Origin of the sequence: Streptomyces sp. H39-C1 (assembly GCF_027158125.1) — a bacterium.
In the GTDB taxonomy this organism is placed as follows: Bacteria; Actinomycetota; Actinomycetes; order Streptomycetales; family Streptomycetaceae; genus Actinacidiphila; species Actinacidiphila fildesensis.
The window spans coordinates 1,644-24,447 of sequence record NZ_JAPVLS010000058.1 but is presented as its reverse complement, the minus strand read 5'-3'; the positions used below and the strand labels follow the sequence as shown (position 1 = coordinate 24,447).

The following is a 22,804-nucleotide window of genomic DNA, read 5'->3' as shown; positions in this document are numbered from 1 at the left end:
CGCGTTCGTCACCGGATCAGGTGTCCGAATGTGCGGGCTCCGCGGCCTGCGCGGATTCCGCGAATGGTACTGGTGGCGCCGACGGGGCCCGCGGGGCGGTGTCCAGGGCCTCGGCCACGAGGGCGTCGATCCGGTCCAGGCCCGCGGTGCGGCTGAGGTGCGCGTCGGCGTAGCGCGGTCCGTTGGACCCCAGCGCGTCGGCCGACTCCGGGTCCTCGGCGAGTGTCAGCACCGCTTTCAGCAGCGCGTGCGGGTCCTCGGGCGCCACCAGGACGCCCGCGCCGGAGCGCAGCACCTCCTCCGCCGTGCCGCCCTCGGCGGCCACCGAGGCGACGACCGGCCGGCCGGTGGCGAAGTACGAGGTGAGCTTGGAGGGGATGCTCATGTCGAGGACGGACGCGCGCTGGGTGACGGCGAGGACGTCGGCCGCGGCGAGGACGTCGGGGAAGTCCGCGTCGTCGACCGGTTGCATGAACTCCAGGTTGGGCATTCCGCCGGCCAGTGCGCGCAGCTGCTCGCGCTGGTTGCCGTCCCCCATGAGGACGACGCGGACGGCCGGGTCCAGCCGGGCGGTCTCGACCAGCACCTCCAGGCCCTGCTTGAGTCCCATGTTGCCGGAGTGCAGGACGACGGTCTGGCCCTCCCGCCAGCCCAGCCGGGCGCGCATCTCGGCGCGGGGCCGCGAGGGGCGCGCCACATGCGACCAGTTGGGGACCACGCGTATCCGCTCACGCGGTACGCCGAGCGCGGCGACCTTGTCGGTGAAGCTCTCGTGGATGACGCCGACCAGCGTCGCGCGCTTGAGCACGTACGCCTCGACGGCGCTGGCGGCGGCGGCCGCCCGGTCCCCGCCGCTGATGCCGCTCTGCTTGGCGGCGGCACCCATCAGGTCCTGCACGATGGGGACATAGGGGACACCGTGCCGCCGGGCGGTGCGCGCCGCGAGGACGCCGCCGGCCAGGCTGGGCAGCTGCGCGACGACCACGTCGGGCCGGACGCGCGGCGGCGCGAGCAGTCCGTGCACGAGCACCGACGCTTCGAACAGGGCGCGGCGCACCGCGGTCTGGCGCGGTGGCACGGTGTGCCGGCGACGGTACACCCGCACCCCGCCGCGCTCCTCCTCGGTCCGCCAGACACCCCGGTAGGCGGGGTCGGTCTCCCAGGCGGGGTAGTGCGGCATACCGGCGAGCACCGCCACGTCGGCCCCGCCCGCGGCCCAGTGTTCGGCGATCTGCGTGGCGTACGGCCCGATACCGGTGTGTTCCGGCGCGTAATTGGTTGAAACCAAGAACAGCCGTTTGTGGCGAAAGCTGTCAAGAGCCGACACGGCGCGCCCCGTTCCCCCCAGAAGTGACCAAGCGTCCACCCTAACTGTTCACCGGTGCTACATGTTGACGATTCCAGCCGGTCTTCGTTTCGCAAATCGTCGCTTAGTATCTGCGACGTCCGGCTATCGTCGGAGACTCACCATCGCCTTGGGCATTACCGGGCGGGGCAGTACGGCTGGGGGTCGTTTCGTGGCACACCGTGTCGGCTACGCGCCAGGGGTCTACGACCTCTTCCACGTGGGGCATCTCAACATCCTTCGGCATGCCCGCAGCCAGTGCGACTATCTCGTCGCGGGCGTCGTCTCCGACGAAATGGCCGAATTGGCCAAGGGGCGCCGGCCCATGGTTCCGCTGATCGAGCGGCTGGAGATCGTCCGCAGCGTGCGCTTCGTGGACGCGGCCTTCGTCGAGACCGTCCCCGACAAGGTGGAGACCTGGCAGCAGGTGCGCTTCGACGTCATCTTCAAGGGCGACGACTGGCGCGGCACCGAGAAGGGCGCCCGCCTGGAGCGGGACTTCGCGGCGGTCGGCGTCGAGGTCGTGTACTTCCCGTACACCGTGCACACGTCCAGCACCCAGCTGCGCCGGGCGCTGGACGTACTCACCGAGCCCGTCACCCCGGAAGGCGCCGAGCGCCACGGTTGAACGGCCCGACTCCCCGGAGCCGGGGATCGGACGGCGGGGGATCAGGCGGCCGGGGCGCCCACGGCCTTCAGTTCGCGGAACCACTTCGCCAGGAACGCGCCCAGGAACAGCACGTACACCCCGCCCAGGAACGCGTAGGCGTACAGGAACGCCCGTCCGCCGCCCAGCGCCAGGAAGACCACGCAGAAGACCCCGTAGTCGACGGGCAGCAGGCCCACGGCCCTGATCCGCGACGGGGCGGCCGGCACGGATCCGGGCGCGGATTTCGGCTTGAGCTTTTCGGTCAGCAGCCCGCCGACGTAGATCATCACGGCGGCGAACTGGAAGCCGAGCGGCAGCAGCAGCCAGCCCTCGCCCGGCAGATCGAAGAAGCGGTAGAACGAGATCAGCACCGCGGCGTGCACGCCGGTGATCTTCCCGCAGTCCACCACATGGTCCAGCCACTCCCCCGCCGGACTGCCACGGCGCAGCAGCCGTGCCAGCTGGCCGTCGGCCGAGTCGAAGGCGAAGCCGATCACCAGCGCGAGGTAGACAGCGACCGACAGCGTCCAGGACGGACGCACCAGCGCGACCGCCGCGATGGCGCCGTAGGTGAAGGCCATGCTGACCAGAGTCACCTGATTGGGTGTGAGTCCGACCCGGTAGGCAGCCGCGGCGAGCACCCGGCCGGCGGGCCGGTTGATGTAGCGCGAGTAGAGCGACACGCCCTTCGCCGACTTCTGCGCGGTGCGCAGTTCTCGCAGCGCGGTGCCGAAACCGGCCTCCCGAACTGCCGTTGTTCCCGCCACGTAGCCCCCCACGTCGTCCTGTCTGCGGCATACCCCTGGCACACCAATGGCCGCTCGCGTACCGCGGGTCCACATCATGTCAGCCGACTCCGCCACGCGCCGCGCCGCCCCAATAACATCAAAAGATCGGGCATTGCGCCCTAAAGTGGTCCTCAATGTCCATGACCCGCCGTACCGTGCTGCAGGTCGCCGCCGCCGGAGCCCTGCTCACCGGCTGTGCGGACGGCCGGCCCTCCGCCGCCGGGGCCTCCCCGGACCCCGCGGCCAGCCAGGCGCCCCCCGAGCACCCGCCCGCCGCACCCTCCTCCGCTCACCCCGCACTGCCACCGCTGCCGCCCGGCCTGCCCGCGCAGATCGAGCACGGGCCCAGAAACCGCCCCCAGGTCGCGCTCACCTTCCACGGCCGGGGCGAACCGGCCATCGCCACCGCCCTGCTGACCGAGGCGGAGCGGGCCGGGGCGCGGCTGACGGTGCTGGCCGTCGGCGAGTGGCTGGACCAGTACCCGCAACTCGCCCGCCGGATCCTCGACGGCGGTCATGAGCTGGGCAACCACACCCAGACCCACGGCAACATCTGCGCGATGGGCGCGGCCGCCGCGACCGCCGAGATCACCGGCTGCGCGGACCGGCTGCGCAAGCTCACCGGTTCGCCCGGCCGCTGGTTCCGGCCGTCCCAGGCCCGGCTGGCCACCCCGCTCGTCGAACGCCTCGCCCGGCAGGCGGGATACGAGCACGTCCTCGCGTACGACGTGGACTCCCTCGACTTCACCGAACCCGGAACCGGGGCCGTCCGGGCCAAGGTGGCCAAGGACGTCGGCCCCGGATCCGTGGTGAGCCTGCACTTCGGGTACGCCGGCACGATCGCCGCACTGCCCGGGATCCTCGACGACCTGAAACGGCGCGGGCTGCGCGCCGTGACCACGACGGAGCTACTGACCTGATGCGTCCTGTGAACCGTGTGCGCCCCGCCGTCCTGCTGGCCGCCACCATCGCCCTCGTGACCGCCACCGCCGGCTGCGGGAAGGACGGCACCGAACAGCACGCGCCCTCCCCGGCGGCCACCAAGGCCGCCGTCAGGTCGGCCCCGGCCAAGATCCTGCCCCAGGGGCTGCCGGGTATGCCGCCGGTGCTCGACCCGAAGGACGTCTACGCGGCGGACCGCCCCAACGCGCTCTCCCCGGTGGTGAAGAACTTCCCGTCCCGGGTGTACGTGCCGAACACCAACTCCAACACGGTGTCGGTGATCGACCCGGCGACGTACAAGGTCATCGAGACGATCCCGGTCGGTGAGCAGCCGCAGCACGTCGTCCCGTCCTGGGACCTCAAGACGCTCTGGGTCAACAACGACGTCGGCAACTCGCTGACCCCGATCGACCCGGCGACCGGCCGGGCCGGCTCCACCGTCCAGGTGCACGACCCCTACAACCTGTACTTCACCCCGAACGGCAAGTACGCGGTGGTGATGGCCTCCCTCGACCGCGAGCTGGTCTTCCGCGACGCGCACAGCATGAAGGTCAAGAAGACCGTCCCGGTGTCCTGCTACGGCGTCAACCACGCGGACTTCTCGCCCGACGGCCGGTACTTCATCGTCTCCTGCGAGTTCTCCGCGGAGCTGCTCAAGGTCGACACCGAGAAGATGGAGATCGTCGGCCAGCAGCGGCTGCCGTTCGACGGCGCGATGCCGCAGGACGTGAAGATGTCCCCCGACGGCAAGACCTGGTACATCGCCGACATGATGGCCGACGGCATGTGGGTGCTGCACGGCGACACGTTCTCCAAGCCGTATCTGATGCCCACCGGCAAGGGCTGCCACGGCCTCTACGTCAGCCGTGACTCCAAGTCGATGTACATCTCCAACCGCGGCGAGGGGTCGGTGTCGGTGCTGGACTTCGCCACCAACAAGCTCATCCACAAGTGGGAGATCCCGGGCGGCGGCAGCCCCGACATGGGCGGGGTGTCCGCGGACGGCAAGGTGCTGTGGCTGTCGGGGCGCTACAACGCCGAGGTCTACGCGATCGACACCAGCGACGGCCACACGATCGCCAAGATCCCGGTCGGCTCGGGCCCGCACGGCCTGGCCGTCTACCCGCAGCCCGGCCGCTACTCGCTGGGCCACACCGGGATCTTCCGCTAGGACCCCGGGGTCCCCGAGGCCTTCAGGACGCTCCGGGCCAGGCAGGTGGCGGCCGCGGCCCGGGGCGCGCTGCCCTCCCGCCAGGTACGGCTGGGATGCACCGAGTTGGTGAGCAGCACCAGGAACGTGTCGGTGGCGGGATCGATCACCAGGCTCGTACCGGTGAAACCGCTGTGCCCGACGGCGCCGTGGCCGGCCAGCTCGCCCATCAGGCCCGGCTGGTCGGTCTCGAAGCCGGGGTAGGGCCCGCCGGCGTCGAGCAGCGACCGGCAGAACAGGGCGAGGTCCCACGCGGTGGAGAAGAGCCCGGCGTGCCCGCTGACCCCGCCCGCCGCGTAGGCGTTCTCGTCATGGACGACGCCGTGCACCATGCCGCGGTCGAGCTTGCCCCAGGGCCGCCGCTGGTCCTCGGTCGCGGCGATCCGGGGCAGCAGGGCGGCGGGCGGGTTGTAGCCGGTGTCCTTCATGCCGAGCGGCCCGGTGATCCCGTCCCTGACCAGGACGTCCAGCGGCGTTCCTGTGGCCCGTTCCAGTACCTGCTGGAGGGCGATCAGATTGAGGTCGGAGTAGATCCGGACGGTGCCGGGCGGGTGCAGCGGCCGCTCGTCCCACAGCAGCCGCAGCCGGGCCGCCGGGGTGGGCAGGTCGTAGAACGGCAGCTCGGGGCGGAAGCCGGAGGTGTGGTCGAGCAGCTGCCGTACGGTGATGTCCGCCGTGCCCGCGGCGGCGAACTCCGGCACGTACGAGGCCACCGGCCGGTCGAGGTCCAGGAGCCGCGCCGCGACGACGGCTGTGCAGAGCTTGCTGACGGACGCCAGGTCGAAGACCGTGTCGGGCCGCATCGGCACCCACCGCTCCGGCGGCAGCTCCACACCGCGGTCGGCGGCCGCGTCGTAGCCCGCGTACCGCACCGCCCAGCCGACCGCCTCGTGCAGCGCGACGACCTGGCCGCGCCCGGCGAGCACGACCGCGCCCGCGCACCAGGGGTGGACGGGCGACGGCTCCAGGGCCGTCCTCAGCCCGGGGACGAGCCGCCGCAGTTCCCCGGCGTCGAGGCCGGCCTCAGGGCAGGTACCTCTCGACAGCGGCGGCGCCATGCTCCTCCAGCTCCTTGCGGGCCCTCTCGATCCGGGCGGGAGTGGGTTCGCGGCCGGAGAGCATCACCAGGTCCTCCGGATCCACCGCGTTCTCGGACCCGGTGTGCAGCACGCTGTCGGCGGTCTTGAACGCCCAGCGGTTCCCGTCGATCGGCTCGGACATTCCTGCCTCCAGATGACTACGGTGCATCCACCCTACGACGCCACGGGCGGCACAGCCCGGCGAAGCATCCGACGGCGATCAGCGCGCAGGCCAGCTGGACCACCGCCATCGGGACCGCCGTGTGCTCCCCCGCGATCCCGACCAGCGGCGAGACGACCGCGCCGATGAGGAACGAGGTCGTGCCGAGCAGGGCGGACGCGGAGCCGGCCGCGTGCTTGGTGCGCATCAGCGCCAGCGCGTTCGTGTTCGGCAGCGCCAGGCCCATGGCCGACATCAGGACGAACAGGCCCGCCGCCATCGGGACCAGTCCCACCCGGCCGAACATCCCGGAGGCCATGACCAGTAGCGCCACGGCGGCCAGCGTGATGACCGCGAGGCCCACGCCGAGCGCCTTGTCGAGGCTGAACCGGCCGATCAGCACCTTGCCGTTGAGCTGACCGACCGCGACCAGACCGACCGAGTTCAGGCCGAAGAGCAGGCTGAAGGTCTGCGGGGAGGCGCCGTAGATGTCCTGCACGACGAAGGCCGAGGCGGAGATGTACGCGAAGAGCGCGGCGAAGGCGAAGCCGCCCGCGAGCATGTAGCCGGTGAAGACCCGGTCGGCGAGCAGCCCGCGCATCGCGGAGAGCGTCTGGCCGAGGCCGCCGCTGTGCCGGTCCGCCGGGGCCAGGGTCTCGTCCAGCTGCCGCCAGACCAGCAGGGTGAGCAGCACCCCGATCACCGTCAGAACGCCGAAGACGCCGCGCCAGTCGGTGAGCCGCAGCACCTGGCCGCCGATGACGGGCGCGATGACCGGGGCGACCCCGGAGACCAGCATGAGGGTGGAGAAGAACCGGGCCATCTCGACGCCGTCGTACAGATCGCGGACGACGGCCCGGGCGATGACGATGCCCGCGGCGCCCGCCAGGCCCTGGAACAGCCGGAAGGCGATCAGCAGCTCGGCGCTGGGCGCGAAGGCGCAGACGGCGGTGGCGATGACGTAGACCACCATGCCGGCGAGGAGCGGCCGGCGGCGCCCCCACTTGTCGCTCATCGGCCCGACGACCAGCTGCCCGAGCGCCATGCCGGCCAGGCAGGCGGTGAGGGTGAGCTGGATGGTCGCGGCGGGGCTGTGCAGCGCGTCGGTGACCTTCGGCAGGGCCGGCAGGTACATGTCCATCGAGAGCGGTGCCAGCGCGGTCAGCCCGCCCAGCACCAGCGTGACGAGCCACCCGGTACGGCGCTGCGCGGTGAGCCGTTGCGCGTCGGATATGCGCGCGTCGGCGCTCGGACCGGCTTCCTGCATGGGGCACCCCCGATAATCGTTGAATCCTTGCCTATCCTTTCAGGCATACACACGTGGTCGAGACCTGATGGGGCGGACGCATGGTGCACAGCGGGCACGACGAGCATGGCGCAGACGGCGGACACGGCATAGAAGGCGTTTCCGGCTCGTCCGGACCCGCGGGTGGCGCTGTGGGCGGCGCGGAAGGCGCGGAAGGCGCGGGCCGGCCGATCCGGTGGGGGATCCTGGCGACCGGCGGCATCGCCGCCACCTTCACCGAGGCCCTGCTGACCCTGCCGGACGCCGAGGTCGCCGCGGTCGGCTCCCGCAGCATCGGCTCCGCCAAGACCTTCGCCGACCGCTACGGCATCGACCGCGCCTACGGCAGCTGGGCCGAGCTCGCCCAGGACGACAGCCTCGACGTCGTCTACGTCGCGACCCCGCACTCCGCGCACCGCGCCGCCGCCGGGCTGTGCCTGGAGGCCGGCCGCGCCGTGCTGTGCGAGAAGGCGTTCACGGTCAACGTCCGCGAGGCCGCGGAGCTGACCGCCCTCGCCGCCGACCACGGCAGCTTCCTCATGGAGGCCATGTGGATGTACTGCAACCCGCTGATCCTGCGCATGGCCGAGCTCGTACGGGACGGCGCCATCGGCGAGATCACCACCGTCCACGCCGACTTCGGGATCGCCGGCCCGTTCGCCGCCGACCACCGGCTCCGGGACCCCGCCCAGGCCGGCGGCGCGCTCCTCGACCTCGGCGTCTACCCCGTCTCCTTCGCGCACCTGCTGCTCGGCGAGCCCGACACCGTCCGGGCCACCGCCCACCTCACGCCCGAGGGCGTCGACGACAACACCGGCATCGTCCTGGGCTGGGACAGCGGCGCGGTCGCCCTCCTCAGCTGCTCCATCACCTCCGGCACTCCCGTCACCGCCTCGGTGACCGGCTCCACGGGACGCATCGAGATCCCGCACGGCTACTTCCACCCCGACCGCTTCACCCTCCACCGCGACGGCCACGAGCCCCGGGAGTACCTGCTCTCCGAGGTCACCGACGTCCCGGAGCGCGACAGCCTGCGGCACGAGGCCGCCGAGGTCATGCGGTGCCTGCGGGCCGGCGAGACCCAGTCGCCGCTCGTGCCGCTGGCGGGGACGCTCGCCGTCATGCGCACCCTGGACGCGGTCCGCGAGCGGATCGGGGTGCGGTACCCGGGCGAGTGACGGGTCGGTGAGGGTCGTCGGGATCCTCCGGAGGACCCGGTGCGCGGCGCCCGGAGAATGAGGATCGGGTCCATGGCTGAGTTGCTGACGCACGACGGGACCTGGACGTTCGACGACAAGGTCATCCGTATCGTCCCGGGCCGTGACCGGGGGCCGAGCCGCCGGTGCCGTCGCCCGAGGACGCCGTCCCGGCGCAGGTCTCCGACCGCGCCGAGGACCCGGACGCGCTGCTGCGGCGGCTGCGCGAACTGGGCGACCTCAAGCGCGACGGGATACTGACGGACGAGGCGTTCACCGCCGCCGAGTCCGCCCTGCTGCGCCGGTTCGGCTGACCGTCGCCTTCTGCGCCCTGAGGGCCGGCTACTGCGCTCCGTGGGCCGGGGCGATGGCCGCGATGCGGGCGGCCAGACCGAAGTCCTTCGCCGTCAGCCGGCTGCCGGCCGAATGCGTGGTGATCGACACGCCGAGCGTGTCGTACCCGAGGGTGAGATCCGAGTGGTGGTCCAGCTCCGCCTGCACCTGAGCGATGTGCACCGCGAGGATCGCGGCGGCCAGGTGCGCCAGCCGGTACGTACGGACGAGAGCGGTACCGTCCGCGGAGAGTTCCCAGCCCGGGAGTTCCGCGAGACGGTCGGCGATCTCCTTGTCGGACAGCGGGTCGACGATCGGCATAGGGCCTCCTGCGGGACGGTGGTCACCTTCGGGGCTGCGGTCACCTTCGGGGCTGCGCTGATCTCCATCCTCGCACCGCATACCCTGCGATGCCATGAGTGAGATCCAGAAGGTGGCAGTGGTGACGGGCGCCGGATCCGGCGTGGGGCGCGCGGTGGCGCTGGCGCTGACCGGGGCCGGCTGGTCGGTGGCGCTCGCGGGCCGCCGTCAGGAAGCGCTGGAGGAGACGGCCCGGCTGGCGGCGGCTCGGCCGGACGGGGACGCGGGGGCAGCCGGGGACACCGGGGCGCCGCCGGGCGGCCGCACCCTCGTCGTGCCCGCGGACGTGACCCGGCCCGAGGACGTCGACCGGCTCTTCGCGTCGGTGCGGAGCGGCTTCGGGCCGCTCGGCCTGCTGTTCAACAACGCCGGGATGTTCGGGCCGCCGGTGCCGCTGGAGGACCTCACATACGAGCAGTGGCGCTCGGTCGTCGACGTCAACCTCACCGGCGCGTTCCTGTGCGCGCAGGGGGCGTTCCGAGCGATGAAGGAGCAGGACCCGCAGGGCGGCCGGATCATCAACAACGGCTCGATCTCGGCGCATGTGCCGCGCCCGAACAGCGTCGCGTACACGTCCACCAAGCACGCGATGACCGGTCTGACGAAGTCGCTGTCCCTGGACGGCCGCGCGTACCGGATCGCCTGCGGCCAGATCGACATCGGCAACGCGGCGACCGAGATGACCGCCCGGATGACGACCGGGGTCCAGCAGGCCAACGGCACGACGGCGGTGGAACCGGTGATGGACGTGACCGACGTCGCGCGCACGGTGCTGCACATGGCCGGGCTGCCGCTGGAGGCGAACGTGCAGTTCGCGACGGTGATGGCGACGGCGATGCCGTACATCGGGCGCGGCTGACCGGCCCGACTCCGCCGGACGGCGGTTTGTTGACTATTCGTCAGCAAGGCTGTTCCGCTCTCAAGATCCTCGCGCTACGGTCCCGCTCCCGACCAGGAAGGGACCCCCGTATGCGGACCGGAGCACGCGCCGCCACCGCGCTCGCCCTCGCACTCGTCCTCGCAGGACCGCTCGTCCCCGCCGCCCAAGCGGCGGGGACGAGCCCTCCGGCAGCCCGAAAATCCCAGGCACCCTCACCGGCCACGGCGCACAGCCGGGTGCTCACCGTCCCCGGCACCGTCAACGCCCGGGACACCGGCGGCTACCGCACCTACGACGGCGCCACCACCCGGTGGAACACCCTCTACCGGACCGAGAGCCTGGCCAAGCTCCCGCCGGCCGGCGTCACCGCGCTCGCCGGGCTCGGACTGCGCGCCGTCATCGACCTGCGCAGCCCCTCGGAGGTCCGGGTCGACGGCGCCGACCGGCTGCCGGCCGGACCGGTACCGGTCGCGCTGCCCGTCGACGACACCGGCCTCTACCTGTTCATCGCGCAGGTCGTCGGCAGTGCCGACCCGGCCGCCCAGGAAGCGGCCCTCGGCGGCGACCGGGCGGCGCAGCGGATGCGGACCGCCTACCGCGGCTTCGTCACGTCCGCGGCGAACCGCGCCGCCCTCGGCGCCGCGATCCGCCGGATCGCGGACTCCACGGGCCCGGTGGTGGTCCACTGCACCGCGGGCAAGGACCGTACGGGCGTACTGATCGACACGGTCCTGCGGGCCGTCGGCGTACCGCAGTCCACGACCACCGCCGACTACCTGCTCTCCAACGACCTGCGCGCCGCCGCCGACCGGGCCGTGCGCGACCAGGTCAAGCAGCTGGGCCTGATGCGGAACCCTGACCTCCTCATCCCGCTCCAGGAGGTCAGGACGGAGTACCTCGCGGCCTTCCGGGACCAGGCGGAGCACGACTACGGATCCTTCGGCCGCTTCCTGACCGACGGCCTCGGCCTGGACCCGTCGACGCTCGTACGGCTGCGCCTGCGGCTGGTCGCCTGACCCGCGAAGGCCCCCACGAAGTGCGGACGAAGTCCTTGTACGGGCGCGGGAACATCGCGGCGGTGGTCGTCGTTGGTGCAGGTCATGACGTCGATTCACGGCACCGAGGTGCTTCGCTACACCGCTTTCTCCGACGACCCGGCCGGGGGCAACCCGGCCGGTGTCGTCCTGGACGCCGCCGGCCTCGGCGAGACGGAGATGCTCGCCGTCGCCGCCGAGGTCGGCTACTCGGAGACGGCCTTCATCACCGCCTCGCAGGGGCGCTCCCTCACCGTCCGCTACTTCAGCCCGAAGGCCGAAGTGCCGTTCTGCGGCCATGCCACGGTCGCCACGGCGGTCGCCCTCGGCGAGCGGATCGGTGTCGGTGACCTGCTGTTCTCGACAGCCGCCGGTGAGGTTCCGGTCACGGTCGCCGCAGACGCCTCCGGCGCGCTGCGCGCCACGCTCACCAGTGTCGAGCCGAAGGTCGAGGAGATCCCGGACGCGGCCGTCACCGAGGCGCTCGAAGCCCTCGGCTGGCCGGCCGCCGACCTCGATCCCGCCTTCGCACCCCGGATCGCCTACGCCGGCGCCCGCCACCTCGTGCTCGCCGCCGCGACCCGTGAGCGGCTGGCCGCGCTCGACTACGACTTCGAGCGGCTGGCCGCCTTCATGCTCAGCCTCGACCTGACCACCGTCCAACTGGTGTGGCGCGCCTCGGACTCCGTCTTCCACGTCCGGGACCCGTTCCCGGTCGGCGGCGTCGTCGAGGACCCGGCCACGGGCGCGGCCGCCCTGGCACTGGGCGCGTACCTCCGCGACCGGAAGCTGGTCACCGCGCCCGCCGTCCTCACCCTCCACCAGGGCGACGACCTCGGCCGCCCGGGCGTCCTCACCGTCGAACTGCGGGCGGACGACCCCCGCATCCGCGTCAGCGGAACGGGGGCCGTCATCCAGGCCTGATGTCTCGTCAGGCCTTGTTCTCCCAGGGCCACTTGGCGTCATGCCCGGCTTCCAGCAGCGGAACCGTGCGGAACGCCGCGTCGGTGAGCCCGCCGAACGTGTGGCGGTTCGCGCTGCCGGACGGCGCGTGGCCGGCGCGGTAGCCCGCGAGGTTCCAGGTGTACATCGGCACCGTGGCCGGGATCGCCGCGGTGACCTCCTGGGTGTCCGTACCGGCCTGCTCGTCGGTGACGATCACCACCCGGTCGTGCCCCTTGAACTCCAGTCGCAGCGCGGCGGCGGTGTCCGTGCCGCCGCCCAGGAACCAGCCGCCGTCCTTCCACCGGCCGACGGCCTTGAGCAGCGACTCGCCCCGCGGCTGCGGGAACGCCTTCGTGCGCGCTCCCGGCTTGTCGCTGACGTAGTAGCGGGCGCTGGAGAACGACACGACATCGCCGCCGGCACACCGCTGGCCCAGCGCGATCCCGAAGAGCGCGGCCGCGTCCCAGCGCATCAGCGTGCCGTCCCGGGAGAAACCGGCCTCCATGGACGAGCTGGTGTCCACCATGACCAGCGTCCGGCCGCCCAGCACCGGGATGTTGGCCAGCGACGCGGTGAGCGCCTTCTCCAGCGCGTAGCCCCAGCGCAGCGACGGCGCCGCGTTGTACGCCGAGTAGAACCGCATCGGCAGCTGACGCGACCGCGCCACCTGCTCCGGGTCGGCGAGCCGCTTCGCGACCCCCTCGGCGACCTCGTCACTCACCCCGGCCTCGTCGAAGTTCCGGAGATTGCGCAGCAGCGCCATGTATCCCATGGACGGGATCACGGCCTCCCACGCGGCGGCGTCCATCGGCCCCTGCAGCCACCCCGCCAGCGCCTCCCACGTCATCCCCGCGTCCGCCAGTCGCGCCGCCCCCTCGGGCCCGGTCACCAGCGCCCGCCGCTCCGCGACCGGCACCGCCATCAGCGCGCGGTGCGCGGTCAGCGTCCGATTGGACGCCGGCGGCACCGCCGTGTCGGGGTTGTGCCGGCGGTCGAGCGCATAGCGGAACAGCTCGCCCTGCCACGCCTTTCCGGCGTCCGGCGCGGCGTGCACCAGATTGAGGATGTCGCCGAACCGGTAACCCTTCGACGCCGTGTCGTACTTCAGCAGCGACTTCCCGCTGTAGAGCCGCTGCACCGAATCCGCGATACCGCGCTTGACCGGCTTGGGCACATTACGGCCGTACCGAGCGGTCCAGTACGCGAGCAGCTCACCGGGCTCGTCAGGACGCCGCAGCACGGAATCGACGACAGCCCGGTTGGAAACACCCGGAACGGCCGTCTCGCCCTTCCCGTCCTCGAGCCGCGCCTTGACGAATTCCGCGGCCCCGACAATCGCCGCCGTCCGCATGTTGCCGTCCCCCCGCAGCCACCCGAGCAGCCCGGCCGTCCACAGCGGGTCCTCGACAGCGAGCTGCCGGACCAGAGCGCTGAAACGGTCGTCGCGCTGCCCGCCCGTCTCGTAGAAGGACTCCTGCGCAACGAAGTTCGCGACCGCGAGCAGGAACAGCTCGCTCTTGGCATCACGCAGATATCCGGCTCCACCCTGATGCGTGACACTCCGCTCCCCCGAGCTGGTCACGGGCGAGACAACGGACGGCTTGGCCGTACGGGTATTGAAACGGGACATGAAGAAACCCCTCACAAAGGAGGGGAGGCGCCACACACCGGACATGCCGGTGTTGTTGCCTCCCGAGATCAGTCCTGGCGGCGGTCGAGGGGATGTGAACCCCACGCGCGAACGCGTTTCAACCAGAGAAGTAACCGTCGCCTTCGCACCGGGAGGTGCAGAGAACAAGCGTCCAGAGATCAGAGTCGGCTGAGGTGACAATGTGCTCTACCAACTGAGCTACACCGGTCTCACAACCGGCGACGGGACTCGAACCCGCGACACCACCATTACCATTGGAAGTAACCCCGGCCTGCGCACCTGGACATGCCCGACTCTAATGACCAACCGCCGTGGATTCACGCGGTTTTTATGCCGCCCGGCCCGGACGGCTACGTCAGCTCCAGCAGCCCGGTCCCGGAGTGGAGCAGCGCGAGGACCGCGGCAGTGGTGAGGGCGGCGGTCAGCAGGGCGCCCAGGAGGGTCGCCCGGCGCTGCCGGATCCTGTAGGTCGGCAGGAGCGCGGCCGGGACCGCCAGAACGAGCAGGAACAGGGCGAGTTGTGCCAACGGCCCGATCGCGTAGTGCTCGGCCGCCCCCCAGGGGTGATGCCACGAAGTGGCGTGGCGCGCCCACAAGGGGCCCGCCGCGAGGATCGTTGCCAGCGGCGCCGCGTACAGGGCGTCGCCGAGCCCGCCGGCACCGTGCAGGGTCAGCAGCACCACCAGGCAGACGAGCCCCGCACATACCGCGGTCCACCAGTCGAACTGGGTGCTGTACACGGCGTTGTGCCGGGCGAGCGGTGGTTCCACGGCCCAGCGGGTCGCCACGGCCGCAGCGGCGGCGACCCCGCCCAGCGTGACCGCGTACAGGTTGATCCGCTGCTCCTGTCCGGGCAGTGCGGGTATCCGTCCGGGCAGGCCGGGCATCTGTCCGGGCAGTGCGGGCATCTGTCCGGGGAGGGCGGGCGGACCGATCGCGTGATCGGGGCGCAGAGCCGACCGGAGAGCGAGCAGGGCGACACCGCCGAGACCCAGCGCCGTCGAGGCCGCCGACACCGAGTAAAGGCCGCTGAGCTCGATCACGTCGATCACGTGGCTCCACCCCAGCGCCGCGAAGAACAGGGCACCGTCCTGCCCGATCCGCAACGCGCCGACGAACAGCGCGACATTGGCGCCGACAGCGGCCCCCCATCCCCACGAAGACCCGTGCGGGCCCCCACGCCGCCACCCCCACAGCCGGGCGAGCGCCACGCTCAATGTCCCCGCACCCAGTGTCAGCAACGGCACCGTGCCCACCAGGCTCCAGCCGAACAACGACCCTCTCGCAGCCGTGCCGGTCCGCTCGAGCTGCACCAGCAGTCCCGCCGCCATGCTGATGCCGAGTACCAGAAGGGCCAGTCGCGGCAGCGGCGCCGCCGCCCGGTCGGCCAGGATGCCGCGCCAGACCGCGACGCCCCAGCCGACGGCCAGCAGCGATCCGGCGACCAGCGCGCCGGTCAGGCGGGCGTACGGAATCAGGGGGGTGCCGGTGAACCCGGTCTCTGCCATGTTCGTCACCGCGTCCATGGCCATGGCGCTGAGCAGTCCGATCACCGCGGCGTCGAGCAGTGAGACGCGCAGCGGCAGATGTGCGCGTCGCAGAACGGCGAGCCGGCTCTCCGTCGCGGGGTGGTTGGCCAGGCCCCGCTGCAGCCATGTCCGGGTTCGCGGTGGCTGCCCGGCCAGCAGCGCCTCCAGTCCCGCGGTGGGCCGTCCTCGTACGGACCGCAGATCGGCCTCGTGTTCCCGTGAGCGCAGTACGAGCTGCGACACCAGGGCGGCGACCGCCAGCAGCAAGCCCGCGCGCAGCGCGTACTCCCAGAGGAAGCCGTGGCTGAACGTGGGGACGAGCGGGTTCCTTCGTGTCTGCAGCCAGACTTGGAGCACGATGCCGGCCGCCGGCACCAGCAGCACCGGCGGAAGGGCCCACCACACCCCGCGGGTCAGCCAGACCAGCGTCACATCGCCCGCGGCGACATGCGCGACCTCGTGCCGCAGGATCGCGTCCGCCTGCGCCGGTGGCAGAGCGCGCACCCCGAGCGGCAGGACGATCCTGATCCGGCCCGGGCGGCCCGCGGTGAAGGGCTGGTTGAGCCACGCCGATCCCCACATCACCTCGGGCACCCGCTTGACCCTCATCTCCGCCGCCACCGACGCCGCGTGCTCCTGCCACTGCGCGGAGGCCACGCTCATCGGTCCCGCCCGGCGCAGCAGCCGCAGCGGCAGCACCCACAGACACGCCACCCCCAGCGCCATCACCACCGACGCCCCCGCCAGCGACACCAGCGCACGACGCTGCTCCGCCGGACCGGTGCAGTTCTGCAGATAGTCGCTGAATTCCGCCGGCGTACCGGCGGTCGGCGCTTCCCCCAGGCAGCGGGACATCGCGGCGCCCCACGAGCTCCCCAGGAGCACGTTGTGCATGATCTGTCCCGCGAAGGCACCGGCAAGCAGCAGCACGGCCACGAGCAGCAGGTACCGCGCCCGGGTCGGCGAGAAGAGCCCTGACATGTGCTCGGGTAACGGGGCTGTCGGCGCCTCGCCCTCGGGAGCCGGCGATCCGGCCCCGGAACCGGGTGGCGGCGCGGGTGCGACAGCGCCGGCCGGGTCCTTCACCGGTCCTCACTCCCCCGCCGGCGCAGCGCCTCGATCACCGAGTCCGCCAGCTGCCCGGCCGCGTCCGCCTCCATGCGCATCCCGACTCCCCAGCCCAGCAACACGGCATGGAGCTGACGCTCCTCATCCGCGCCCAGCTGTTCCGGCTCGCCCTCCGCGTCGGTGGGATCGGCCGGGTCCCGGCGGTGGTTCTCGAGCAGGCGCGCGATCTTCCGGCGGGTGGTGCTCTCGATGAGGTCGATCGCACGGTTCGAAACCCGCTCCCCCACGACCCCCAACAGCATCGACACCACCGGCAGCAGATAGGGACGGCGGAGACCAGCGCCACGCCCGTGCCCACAGCAGGCTCGAGCTCCCGCGTCCGGCGCACCCGTTGCGGATTCCTACGGAATTCGGCCAGCGTGTTCTCGAACACATCCTGGTCGTCCGCATGCGCCACCGCGAAAACCTCCCGGCCGAAATGCGTGAAGACCTCCCAGCTTCCCAAGCCGTCGGCTCCTTCCGCATCGGACGGCACTGGAATGGGATCCGCCAATGCCTTGTTCCGCGCCCACTTGAACATGCGCCACCCCCAACTGGAAGACCGCCATCCCCCGACGGCCACAACGTCACACGACAGACAACGTAGTGACCGGCACGGCCTCAGTGATGACCTTTCAGCAAACCGGGCAGGAATCGAGACACGACCCCGCCAGCCCCGATTGGTGTCAATTTCTCGCATATACAGAAAGGAAATTGTCAGAAGTGCGATCGTAAGCACCACTGTGGGATCGCACGTTCTCGCACCGCGCGCACCGACTCCAACGCGATCCCCGTGTGCGAAAGAGCGGATTCGATCCCGCCGATCCCGCCGAAATGCATCCGCCTCGAAGAGGCGTGCTCCGACCCGCGGGCGGTACAGGCGGCGGACGAGTCGGCCTGTACGCCGGGTTCATCGGCCACACCGTTCTGACCTGCACCTATGGAGTTAGAACCGGTTGTGACCTGCTAGGACGGGTTGCAGAGGCAATCGGAGGCAATCGGAGGCAATCGCTCTGATTCGACCCCGATTCGACCCCGCCGCTCAGAGGAAATCAGAGGCAGTCACTCTGCTTGGCCCTGAGCGTCGCCCTCGGTCGAGCCGCGTTGGCGACGTCTACCTCCCATGGTGCCAGACACACCGAAGCCCTTCCAGGACGGCAATCCTGGAGGCTTCGCTGGCACCGTTCGGAGGTCGGTTCTGGATGCCACCCCTGGTTTAGCCGGCCTGGGTGAGCATCCTCGTCCTTGCGGGACAGACCCACATGCCACACGGCACACGTCCACCGCTCGATCACCCCCTCGGACTCCATCAGTTGCCCCAGGCTGCTGCTGACCTGGTCCTGCACGGGGATCTCACCGGCAAGTACGCGGTGGGCAGCTACAGCAAACTCAGCGCCGACAGGCGAAGCGTCGTGCTGCGTCCGGACCGGCAGAGCGAGGCCGATCACGGCCACCGGATCACCGCGGCCATCGCCTGCCATGTCGCTCGCATCGGCGGGACCTTCGACCAGCTGATGCACCTGCTGATGCCGCCCGACCACCAGGGCGGCCACCACGCCCGGACCATTGAGCTGCGCTCTGGTCACGCTCGGGCTCGCGACTACGTCCACCGCGTATGGGACAACGCCTGCTCAGCGATCAACAGCACTGTGGCGGTGGAGTCTCGTCAACAGGCTCAGGAAGACCTCGCGTTCTTGCGCGACCGGATCGAGACCACCCCATGGCGCGGCGAACGTGGCCGTACCGCTCTACGGGTCCTGCGGGCCCATCTGAACTTCGCCGAAGCCGCAGGCGGCCGCCAGCATGCCGCCAGTGAACGACAGGCAGCGGAAGAAGCGGGGATATCCCGACAGACCCTGCGCAGAGCCTACGAAGGCGTACTGAAGCCGGGCGGGTGGCTCCGCCGCATACGTGTAGGTCACGGCACCGAAGGCTCCACCTGGTACCTCGGCACCGGACCTAAGGACCTGCCGGTCCGTTCGCAGTCTCATCACAGGACCACTCAGTTCCCCCCCGACCGGGACCTTGAGGAGTGGTCCACCCCTGAGACAACCGTGACGGCCGACATCGACTCCACCGTCATCAGCCGCCTCATGGGCCACAACGCATTCGCCCACCGCGGTCTCGGTAGTCCCAGTCTGATGGTCATCGGTGCACTTCACCTCAGGCCCGGCCAGACCGCCAAGGAACTGATCACCACGGCCTCGGTGTCCCGCGCTACCGCCTACCGGACCCTGCAACGCCTGTCAACCCACGGCGTGGTCCATCGAACCGGTGCGACGTGGACCTTGGCAACCCATGCCCTGGACGGCATCGACCAGTCCCGTACCGCAGCCCCCGCCTCGGATGTGCAGGTGGCGTGGGCATGGGACGGCATCGCCCAGCACTACGCCACCGCAGGCATCGCGGCACAGCGCAAAGCCCTCCACGCCGCCGAACGCGTGGCCTATCGGCAAGCACTCGAACAGCTCTCGGAGCACCGCAGCAAGGTTTTGGTCATCGTCCGCGACGGCCGCCAGATCCTGGTGCCCACGCCACGCGGCGACGAGATCCCGCCCGACTGGCAGCTCCCGGGTGGTGCGGTCCTCAACCCGACCACCGGCCGCGTCGCCCCGGAGTGGCGGGTCGCCACCGACGGCCATCTCATCCTCATCAGCCCTGCCGATCAGCGCAGTTACGACGAGTTGGTCGCCGCACACGCCGAAGCCGTCAACGAATGGGAATCCGCAGCATGAACCCACCCCTGTCCCAATACCAGGAAGAACGGCGTCAAGAAGGACTCGATCTACGCACGCGCTACGACGCGGGCGCCACCATCCGCGAGCTCGTCGAGGACACGGGCCTGTCCCACGGCACGGTGGTGAACCGCTTGCGGACCGCGGGAACCGTCATGCGCACGCCGCAAGAAGCCCGCCGCCATCGTGGTGCCGCTGCGAGGCGCGCACTTCTCGCCGCTGGACTGCGTACCCGCTACGAGCAGGGGGCGACTCTCACCGGTCTCGTGACCCAATGCGGTCGATCCGCCCGAACGGTCCGCCGCCTGCTGCAGGAAGCCGGCACCACCCTTCGGACGCCGCTCCAAGCACGCCACCTGCGGAAGGTCACCGCCACAGCCGCCCGCCAGCAGCTGATAGCCACACTCCGAAGTCGCTACGAGGCAGGGCAGTCGGTCCCCGCACTGGCCGCCGACCACGGCTGCTCCCTGACCACGATCTACCGCCTGCTCCGCACGGCCAGCACGCCAATGCGGCCCTCACAACGCCCAGGTCCGCCAGGGCGACGGGCTGATCGTCCACCCTAAAGCGTCGATGGAAGCTGCCCCGCGCTTGCGACTCACCCCGCGGCGATCGCCGCCGGTGGCCCACGGCGCGCGCACCAACTGGCCGTTCAATCCACACAGCACCCCAGGAGCATCAGTGATCATCGCCTACATCAGCCCCCGTACCAGCGGTAAGACCACCTCAGCCGGATGGCACGCCCATGCCCTGCACGAGCGCGGATATCCGGTCGTCGCGTTCGAGGCCGACTACAGCCGTCAGCTCGCGGAGTGGGACGTGCGCTCCGGCGGATTCCCCTTCCCCGTGCAGCAGCAGGCCTCCCCCTTGTTCCACAAGAACGTACCTCCGGCCATGCGCCCCGAGCAGATCGGCGTTGTCGACTGCGGACACGCCGAGGACCATCGCAACATCGTCCAGTCGGTACTGCGCGTCACCGACCTCGCCATCCTCAGCACCGCTCCGACCACGGCGGACATCGACCGCATAGAGCGCCTGCCGATGCGCGAACTGATCGACGACGTGGACGTTCTGCGCCCCGATGGCAACCCGCCCCCTACCTGGGTGCTTCTGAACCGCACCACTGCCAGCGCCAAGGCCACCGGCCAGTACCGCAACTACCTCCGCGAAGACGGCTGGAACGTCTTCACCACCACCATCCCCAACCGCCAGATCTACGCGCAGTCCATGCTCGAACCCGTCACCGCCCGCGGATCCGCCTACGACGAGCTCGTCACCGAAATGATCGACCGCGGGCTGCTCCTCCCCCAGACGGAAGAGTTGCGATGAGCGGCCACGACCGGGCAGCCGCACTGCGTACCCGACGCGAGGAGCAGCATCTGGGAGGCGGCAACAGCCCAACGCCGCACCGGACGACCGGGCGCCCTGCCGACCTGGTCATCACCGCCGACATGATCGCCGCACCGGTGAGAGTCGACGTTTCCGGAGACCTCTCTCCTGACGAGAGCCATCAGCTCGGCGTCTGCGAGCGCGCTGTCGAGAACCTCGCCACGGCCACCTGGCTGGCCGGCAAAGCTCTCCACGCCATCTGCAACCGCAAGCTCTACCGCCGCACCCACACTCGATTCGACACGTACGTCGAGGAACGCTGGGAAATCAGCGCACGCGCCGCCTACCAAATGATCGAGGAATGGCCCCTGGCCGAACGCCTCTCACAGACGATGGGAGAACCCCCAGTGGCCTCTCACACCCGCGCCCTACTGCCCGTCGTCAGACGATTCGGACTCACCGCCGCAACCGACCTCTACCAGCAGATACGCGCACGCGCCGCGGCGGAGGACCGCCGACTCACCGCCACCATCACTGGCCAGATAGTCAAAGCAGTCCTGAAAACTGCAGGTTGGCCGGCCGAGGAACCCCAGCTCCAGGCAGCGACCCGCCAACTCATGACCGCTGACGCCTTTGCTCTCACGACGGGCGCCCGTACAGAACCCCGCGCCCTCGCCACGAGCGCGACGGAGCCGCCGCAGCCACCCTCACCACCTGTGCAAAAATTTGCAGATAGTCACGAGGAGGTAACGGCTCGGCCTGCTGGTTCGATGGCAGGAGCCGCTCGCGATCAAATCGAAGCCACGAGTGGCTTCTTGGGCGATCTCGCTTCGGAGAAGGTGATGCAGAGCATCCTTGCCCGGGTTATCGCCATCGACGAGGACATCCGTACAGCCGCCCTCTCCGGTTCGGTCAACGTCGAACACGGCGGGCTGTGTCGAGAGATCGTTGAGCGGCTGACCCATGCGGCCGAGACACTGCGTGCTGCTTCATGCTGAGCAACCTATGCGGCGATCCTTGACAAGCCTTATTGTCCCAGCTCAGCGGTCTGTCGGATCGGGCAGTCCTTGGGCTAGGGCCGTGCCGCACGCCAGGAGCTTTCATGGAGGTTGTGATGCATCACACGGTCCAGCGGCTGCTTCAGTTCCTGCCTCCGCCGCCAGAGGGCGGCGACATGGTGGACTGGGACCAGGTGCACGCGAACTTCGGATGGCGTCTCCCGAACGACTACCGGGACTTCGTTGCCGTCTATGGGATGGGCGCGATCAGCGACTCGCTGGGCATCGCGACTCCGCCGTTTGCCGGCTACCCCTGCGTTGACCATTTGGTCTACGAACGCTCCTATCCGCCCTCGGACAACCTCTTGCGCTGGGGTACAAACGAGGGAGGTGATGACTTCCTCTGGCGCTGCACGGACGCCGATCCGAACCACTGGACCGTGGCTGTCCTTACTCGGTCCCAAAGCTGGCACGACTACGACCTCAGCATGGTCGACTTCCTCGTCCACCTGGTCAGCGGGCATATCACGCCGCCCCTCAACGCCCAGCTCACGATCGACCCGCCCACCTTCGAATCCTGGCGCGAGGAGGACCGACGGATGCGAGAGACCGACGACTGAGGCTCCTCCGCGTAGCACCTACCAAGTGCCCCGCGGTTCCTGTCCCCAACTCGGGCACCGAAACACAGCAACCCAGGTCACAAGCCCTCCACCCGCATCGATCGTTCTCCTGACATCCCTCGTCGCGAAAGCCCGAGGTTAACCGCTGTACGGCCAATACTCATGCCCGAGTCCCGCCACTCGCCGCCCCGCCTGGGCGTCCGGTCCGGTAACAACGACTCGATCCGCGCCCACTGCCGCGTCAGTCAACGGCACACCCGGACCAACGATCAGATGATCCGAACGAAATAGTCTAATTCCTGCAGCGAGATCAAACCTTCCCAAGCGATCCACCGGCTTGGCCCTGACGCGGACTCCAACGCGGCGCAGTATGCATTGGGCGACTAGAGTCCAGCGGTCCACTTTCCAAGCCGAGGCTAGCGGCGAGGTTGTGTGCTGAATCTAGGGTGGCGGGGTGATCTGGTCCCAGGGTCCGGCGTCGTCGAGCCAGCGTGTCTTCAGCGAGTTCCCGTGCTGCTTCCATTTCACCGAGCGCTGCCAGATCGACAGCTAGGTTATTGGCGGAACCCAGAGTTGCTGGGTGGTCGTCACCATGCACACGGCGTCGCCGAGCTAGAGTATCCTCGTCC

23 protein-coding genes are annotated in these 22,804 nt (G+C 70.3%); 13 read left to right on the top strand and 10 right to left on the bottom strand.

Translation table 11 applies throughout. From position 1 onward, the window contains the following. Positions 1-16: 16 nt before the first annotated feature. Complete coding sequence (locus tag O3W51_RS31375; RefSeq protein WP_269287840.1) at positions 17-1,288, bottom strand: glycosyltransferase family 4 protein; 1,272 nt, start codon at positions 1,286-1,288, stop codon at positions 17-19. Between the two features lie 229 nt (positions 1,289-1,517). Here O3W51_RS31375 and O3W51_RS31370 point away from each other — a divergent pair, with 229 nt between their 5' ends. After that, positions 1,518-1,973 carry an adenylyltransferase/cytidyltransferase family protein gene (locus O3W51_RS31370; RefSeq protein WP_138353807.1) on the top strand — a complete coding sequence of 152 codons (456 nt, stop codon included), beginning with the start codon at positions 1,518-1,520 and terminating at the stop codon, positions 1,971-1,973. A gap of 41 nt (positions 1,974-2,014) precedes the next feature. Here O3W51_RS31370 and O3W51_RS31365 read toward each other — a convergent pair whose 3' ends face one another. Then, on the bottom strand, positions 2,015-2,707 hold the full coding sequence (locus tag O3W51_RS31365) for a CDP-alcohol phosphatidyltransferase family protein (RefSeq protein ID WP_239070119.1): 693 nt from the start codon (positions 2,705-2,707) through the stop codon (positions 2,015-2,017). Between the two features lie 209 nt (positions 2,708-2,916). Between O3W51_RS31365 and O3W51_RS31360 the strand changes: the two genes are divergently transcribed. Then, positions 2,917-3,702, top strand: a complete 786-nt coding sequence (locus O3W51_RS31360; RefSeq protein WP_164294705.1) for a polysaccharide deacetylase family protein — start codon at positions 2,917-2,919, stop codon at positions 3,700-3,702. Then, positions 3,702-4,895: a YncE family protein gene (locus tag O3W51_RS31355; RefSeq protein WP_138357606.1), complete on the top strand. Its 1,194-nt coding sequence runs from the start codon at positions 3,702-3,704 to the stop codon at positions 4,893-4,895. The genes O3W51_RS31360 and O3W51_RS31355 overlap by 1 nt, the downstream gene beginning before the upstream one ends. Here O3W51_RS31355 and O3W51_RS31350 read toward each other — a convergent pair. Genes O3W51_RS31350 through O3W51_RS31340 form a run of 3 tightly spaced genes read right to left on the bottom strand, consistent with a single transcriptional unit; the run spans position 4,892 to position 7,440 of the window. Then, complete coding sequence (locus O3W51_RS31350) at positions 4,892-5,992, bottom strand: serine hydrolase domain-containing protein (protein ID WP_198357973.1); 1,101 nt, start codon at positions 5,990-5,992, stop codon at positions 4,892-4,894. The two genes, O3W51_RS31355 and O3W51_RS31350, sit on opposite strands and share 4 nt — an antisense overlap. Then, positions 5,958-6,155 (bottom strand): hypothetical protein, encoded by a 198-nt coding sequence (locus O3W51_RS31345; protein WP_138357608.1) that lies wholly within the window; start codon positions 6,153-6,155, stop codon positions 5,958-5,960. The genes O3W51_RS31350 and O3W51_RS31345 overlap by 35 nt, the downstream gene beginning before the upstream one ends. Positions 6,156-6,171: 16 nt before the next feature. After that, positions 6,172-7,440, bottom strand: a complete 1,269-nt coding sequence (locus O3W51_RS31340) for a multidrug effflux MFS transporter (protein WP_138357609.1) — start codon at positions 7,438-7,440, stop codon at positions 6,172-6,174. Positions 7,441-7,610: 170 nt separating this feature from the next. Between O3W51_RS31340 and O3W51_RS31335 the strand changes: the two genes are divergently transcribed. Together O3W51_RS31335 and O3W51_RS31330 are read left to right on the top strand one after the other, a co-directional pair. Further along, on the top strand, positions 7,611-8,636 hold the full coding sequence (locus tag O3W51_RS31335; RefSeq protein WP_244809149.1) for a Gfo/Idh/MocA family protein: 1,026 nt from the start codon (positions 7,611-7,613) through the stop codon (positions 8,634-8,636). 164 nt (positions 8,637-8,800) lie between these two features. Next, entirely contained in the window at positions 8,801-8,968 is a 168-nt protein-coding gene (locus O3W51_RS31330; protein ID WP_381586773.1) for a hypothetical protein, read from the top strand. Positions 8,969-8,996: 28 nt separating this feature from the next. Here O3W51_RS31330 and O3W51_RS31325 read toward each other — a convergent pair whose 3' ends face one another. Then, positions 8,997-9,308 (bottom strand): 4a-hydroxytetrahydrobiopterin dehydratase, encoded by a 312-nt coding sequence (locus O3W51_RS31325; RefSeq protein WP_138357611.1) that lies wholly within the window; start codon positions 9,306-9,308, stop codon positions 8,997-8,999. Between the two features lie 94 nt (positions 9,309-9,402). Between O3W51_RS31325 and O3W51_RS31320 the strand changes: the two genes are divergently transcribed. The 3 genes from O3W51_RS31320 (at position 9,403) to O3W51_RS31310 (ending at position 12,185) form a co-directional block, all read left to right on the top strand. Further along, positions 9,403-10,206, top strand: a complete 804-nt coding sequence (locus O3W51_RS31320) for an SDR family oxidoreductase (RefSeq protein WP_138357612.1) — start codon at positions 9,403-9,405, stop codon at positions 10,204-10,206. Between the two features lie 110 nt (positions 10,207-10,316). Beyond that, a complete protein-coding gene (locus O3W51_RS31315) occupies positions 10,317-11,243 on the top strand; it encodes a tyrosine-protein phosphatase (protein WP_138357613.1) in 927 nt (308 codons plus the stop codon). Positions 11,244-11,327: 84 nt separating this feature from the next. Beyond that, entirely contained in the window at positions 11,328-12,185 is an 858-nt protein-coding gene (locus tag O3W51_RS31310; protein WP_269287836.1) for a PhzF family phenazine biosynthesis protein, read from the top strand. A 7-nt stretch (positions 12,186-12,192) separates the two neighbouring features. On the opposite strand, the gene O3W51_RS31305 is transcribed toward O3W51_RS31310, so the two are convergent. The 3 genes from O3W51_RS31305 to O3W51_RS31295 all read right to left on the bottom strand — a co-directional run bounded on the left by O3W51_RS31305 (position 12,193) and on the right by O3W51_RS31295 (position 16,762). Further along, on the bottom strand, positions 12,193-13,836 hold the full coding sequence (locus tag O3W51_RS31305) for a TROVE domain-containing protein (RefSeq protein ID WP_138357615.1): 1,644 nt from the start codon (positions 13,834-13,836) through the stop codon (positions 12,193-12,195). 371 nt (positions 13,837-14,207) lie between these two features. Then, positions 14,208-16,367, bottom strand: coding sequence for a hypothetical protein (locus O3W51_RS31300; RefSeq protein ID WP_269287835.1), 2,160 nt, complete (start codon positions 16,365-16,367; stop codon positions 14,208-14,210). Between the two features lie 101 nt (positions 16,368-16,468). Then, on the bottom strand, positions 16,469-16,762 hold the full coding sequence (locus tag O3W51_RS31295) for a hypothetical protein (RefSeq protein ID WP_269287834.1): 294 nt from the start codon (positions 16,760-16,762) through the stop codon (positions 16,469-16,471). Between the two features lie 1,044 nt (positions 16,763-17,806). Between O3W51_RS31295 and O3W51_RS31290 the strand changes: the two genes are divergently transcribed. The 5 genes from O3W51_RS31290 to O3W51_RS31270 all read left to right on the top strand — a co-directional run bounded on the left by O3W51_RS31290 (position 17,807) and on the right by O3W51_RS31270 (position 22,175). Further along, positions 17,807-19,228: a transcriptional regulator gene (locus O3W51_RS31290; RefSeq protein WP_269287833.1), complete on the top strand. Its 1,422-nt coding sequence runs from the start codon at positions 17,807-17,809 to the stop codon at positions 19,226-19,228. Next, entirely contained in the window at positions 19,210-19,794 is a 585-nt protein-coding gene (locus O3W51_RS31285) for a helix-turn-helix domain-containing protein (protein WP_331284103.1), read from the top strand. The genes O3W51_RS31290 and O3W51_RS31285 overlap by 19 nt, the downstream gene beginning before the upstream one ends. A gap of 115 nt (positions 19,795-19,909) precedes the next feature. Continuing rightward, on the top strand, positions 19,910-20,557 hold the full coding sequence (locus tag O3W51_RS31280; RefSeq protein ID WP_269287832.1) for a plasmid partition protein: 648 nt from the start codon (positions 19,910-19,912) through the stop codon (positions 20,555-20,557). Continuing rightward, entirely contained in the window at positions 20,554-21,555 is a 1,002-nt protein-coding gene (locus O3W51_RS31275; protein ID WP_269287830.1) for a hypothetical protein, read from the top strand. Before O3W51_RS31280 ends, O3W51_RS31275 begins: the two co-directional genes overlap by 4 nt. Before the next feature lie 104 nt (positions 21,556-21,659). After that, on the top strand, positions 21,660-22,175 hold the full coding sequence (locus O3W51_RS31270; protein ID WP_269287829.1) for a hypothetical protein: 516 nt from the start codon (positions 21,660-21,662) through the stop codon (positions 22,173-22,175). A 310-nt stretch (positions 22,176-22,485) separates the two neighbouring features. On the opposite strand, the gene O3W51_RS48975 is transcribed toward O3W51_RS31270, so the two are convergent. After that, the coding region (locus O3W51_RS48975) for a tetratricopeptide repeat protein (RefSeq protein WP_443048358.1) at positions 22,486-22,804 on the bottom strand (319 nt) is incomplete at its 5' end.

Coding starts and splice junctions, on each gene's coding strand:
- O3W51_RS31350 (WP_198357973.1), bottom strand. CDS start 5,992: ATGGCGCCGCCGCTGTCGAGAGGTACCTGCCCTGAGGCCGGCCTCGAC.
- O3W51_RS31320 (WP_138357612.1), top strand. CDS start 9,403: ATGAGTGAGATCCAGAAGGTGGCAGTGGTGACGGGCGCCGGATCCGGC.
- O3W51_RS31315 (WP_138357613.1), top strand. CDS start 10,317: ATGCGGACCGGAGCACGCGCCGCCACCGCGCTCGCCCTCGCACTCGTC.
- O3W51_RS31300 (WP_269287835.1), bottom strand. CDS start 16,367: ATGTCAGGGCTCTTCTCGCCGACCCGGGCGCGGTACCTGCTGCTCGTG.
- O3W51_RS31305 (WP_138357615.1), bottom strand. CDS start 13,836: ATGTCCCGTTTCAATACCCGTACGGCCAAGCCGTCCGTTGTCTCGCCC.
- O3W51_RS31285 (WP_331284103.1), top strand. CDS start 19,210: ATGGGAATCCGCAGCATGAACCCACCCCTGTCCCAATACCAGGAAGAA.
- O3W51_RS31270 (WP_269287829.1), top strand. CDS start 21,660: ATGGAGGTTGTGATGCATCACACGGTCCAGCGGCTGCTTCAGTTCCTG.
- O3W51_RS31275 (WP_269287830.1), top strand. CDS start 20,554: ATGAGCGGCCACGACCGGGCAGCCGCACTGCGTACCCGACGCGAGGAG.
- O3W51_RS31340 (WP_138357609.1), bottom strand. CDS start 7,440: ATGCAGGAAGCCGGTCCGAGCGCCGACGCGCGCATATCCGACGCGCAA.
- O3W51_RS31355 (WP_138357606.1), top strand. CDS start 3,702: ATGCGTCCTGTGAACCGTGTGCGCCCCGCCGTCCTGCTGGCCGCCACC.
- O3W51_RS31345 (WP_138357608.1), bottom strand. CDS start 6,155: ATGTCCGAGCCGATCGACGGGAACCGCTGGGCGTTCAAGACCGCCGAC.
- O3W51_RS31325 (WP_138357611.1), bottom strand. CDS start 9,308: ATGCCGATCGTCGACCCGCTGTCCGACAAGGAGATCGCCGACCGTCTC.
- O3W51_RS31310 (WP_269287836.1), top strand. CDS start 11,328: ATGACGTCGATTCACGGCACCGAGGTGCTTCGCTACACCGCTTTCTCC.
- O3W51_RS31360 (WP_164294705.1), top strand. CDS start 2,917: ATGTCCATGACCCGCCGTACCGTGCTGCAGGTCGCCGCCGCCGGAGCC.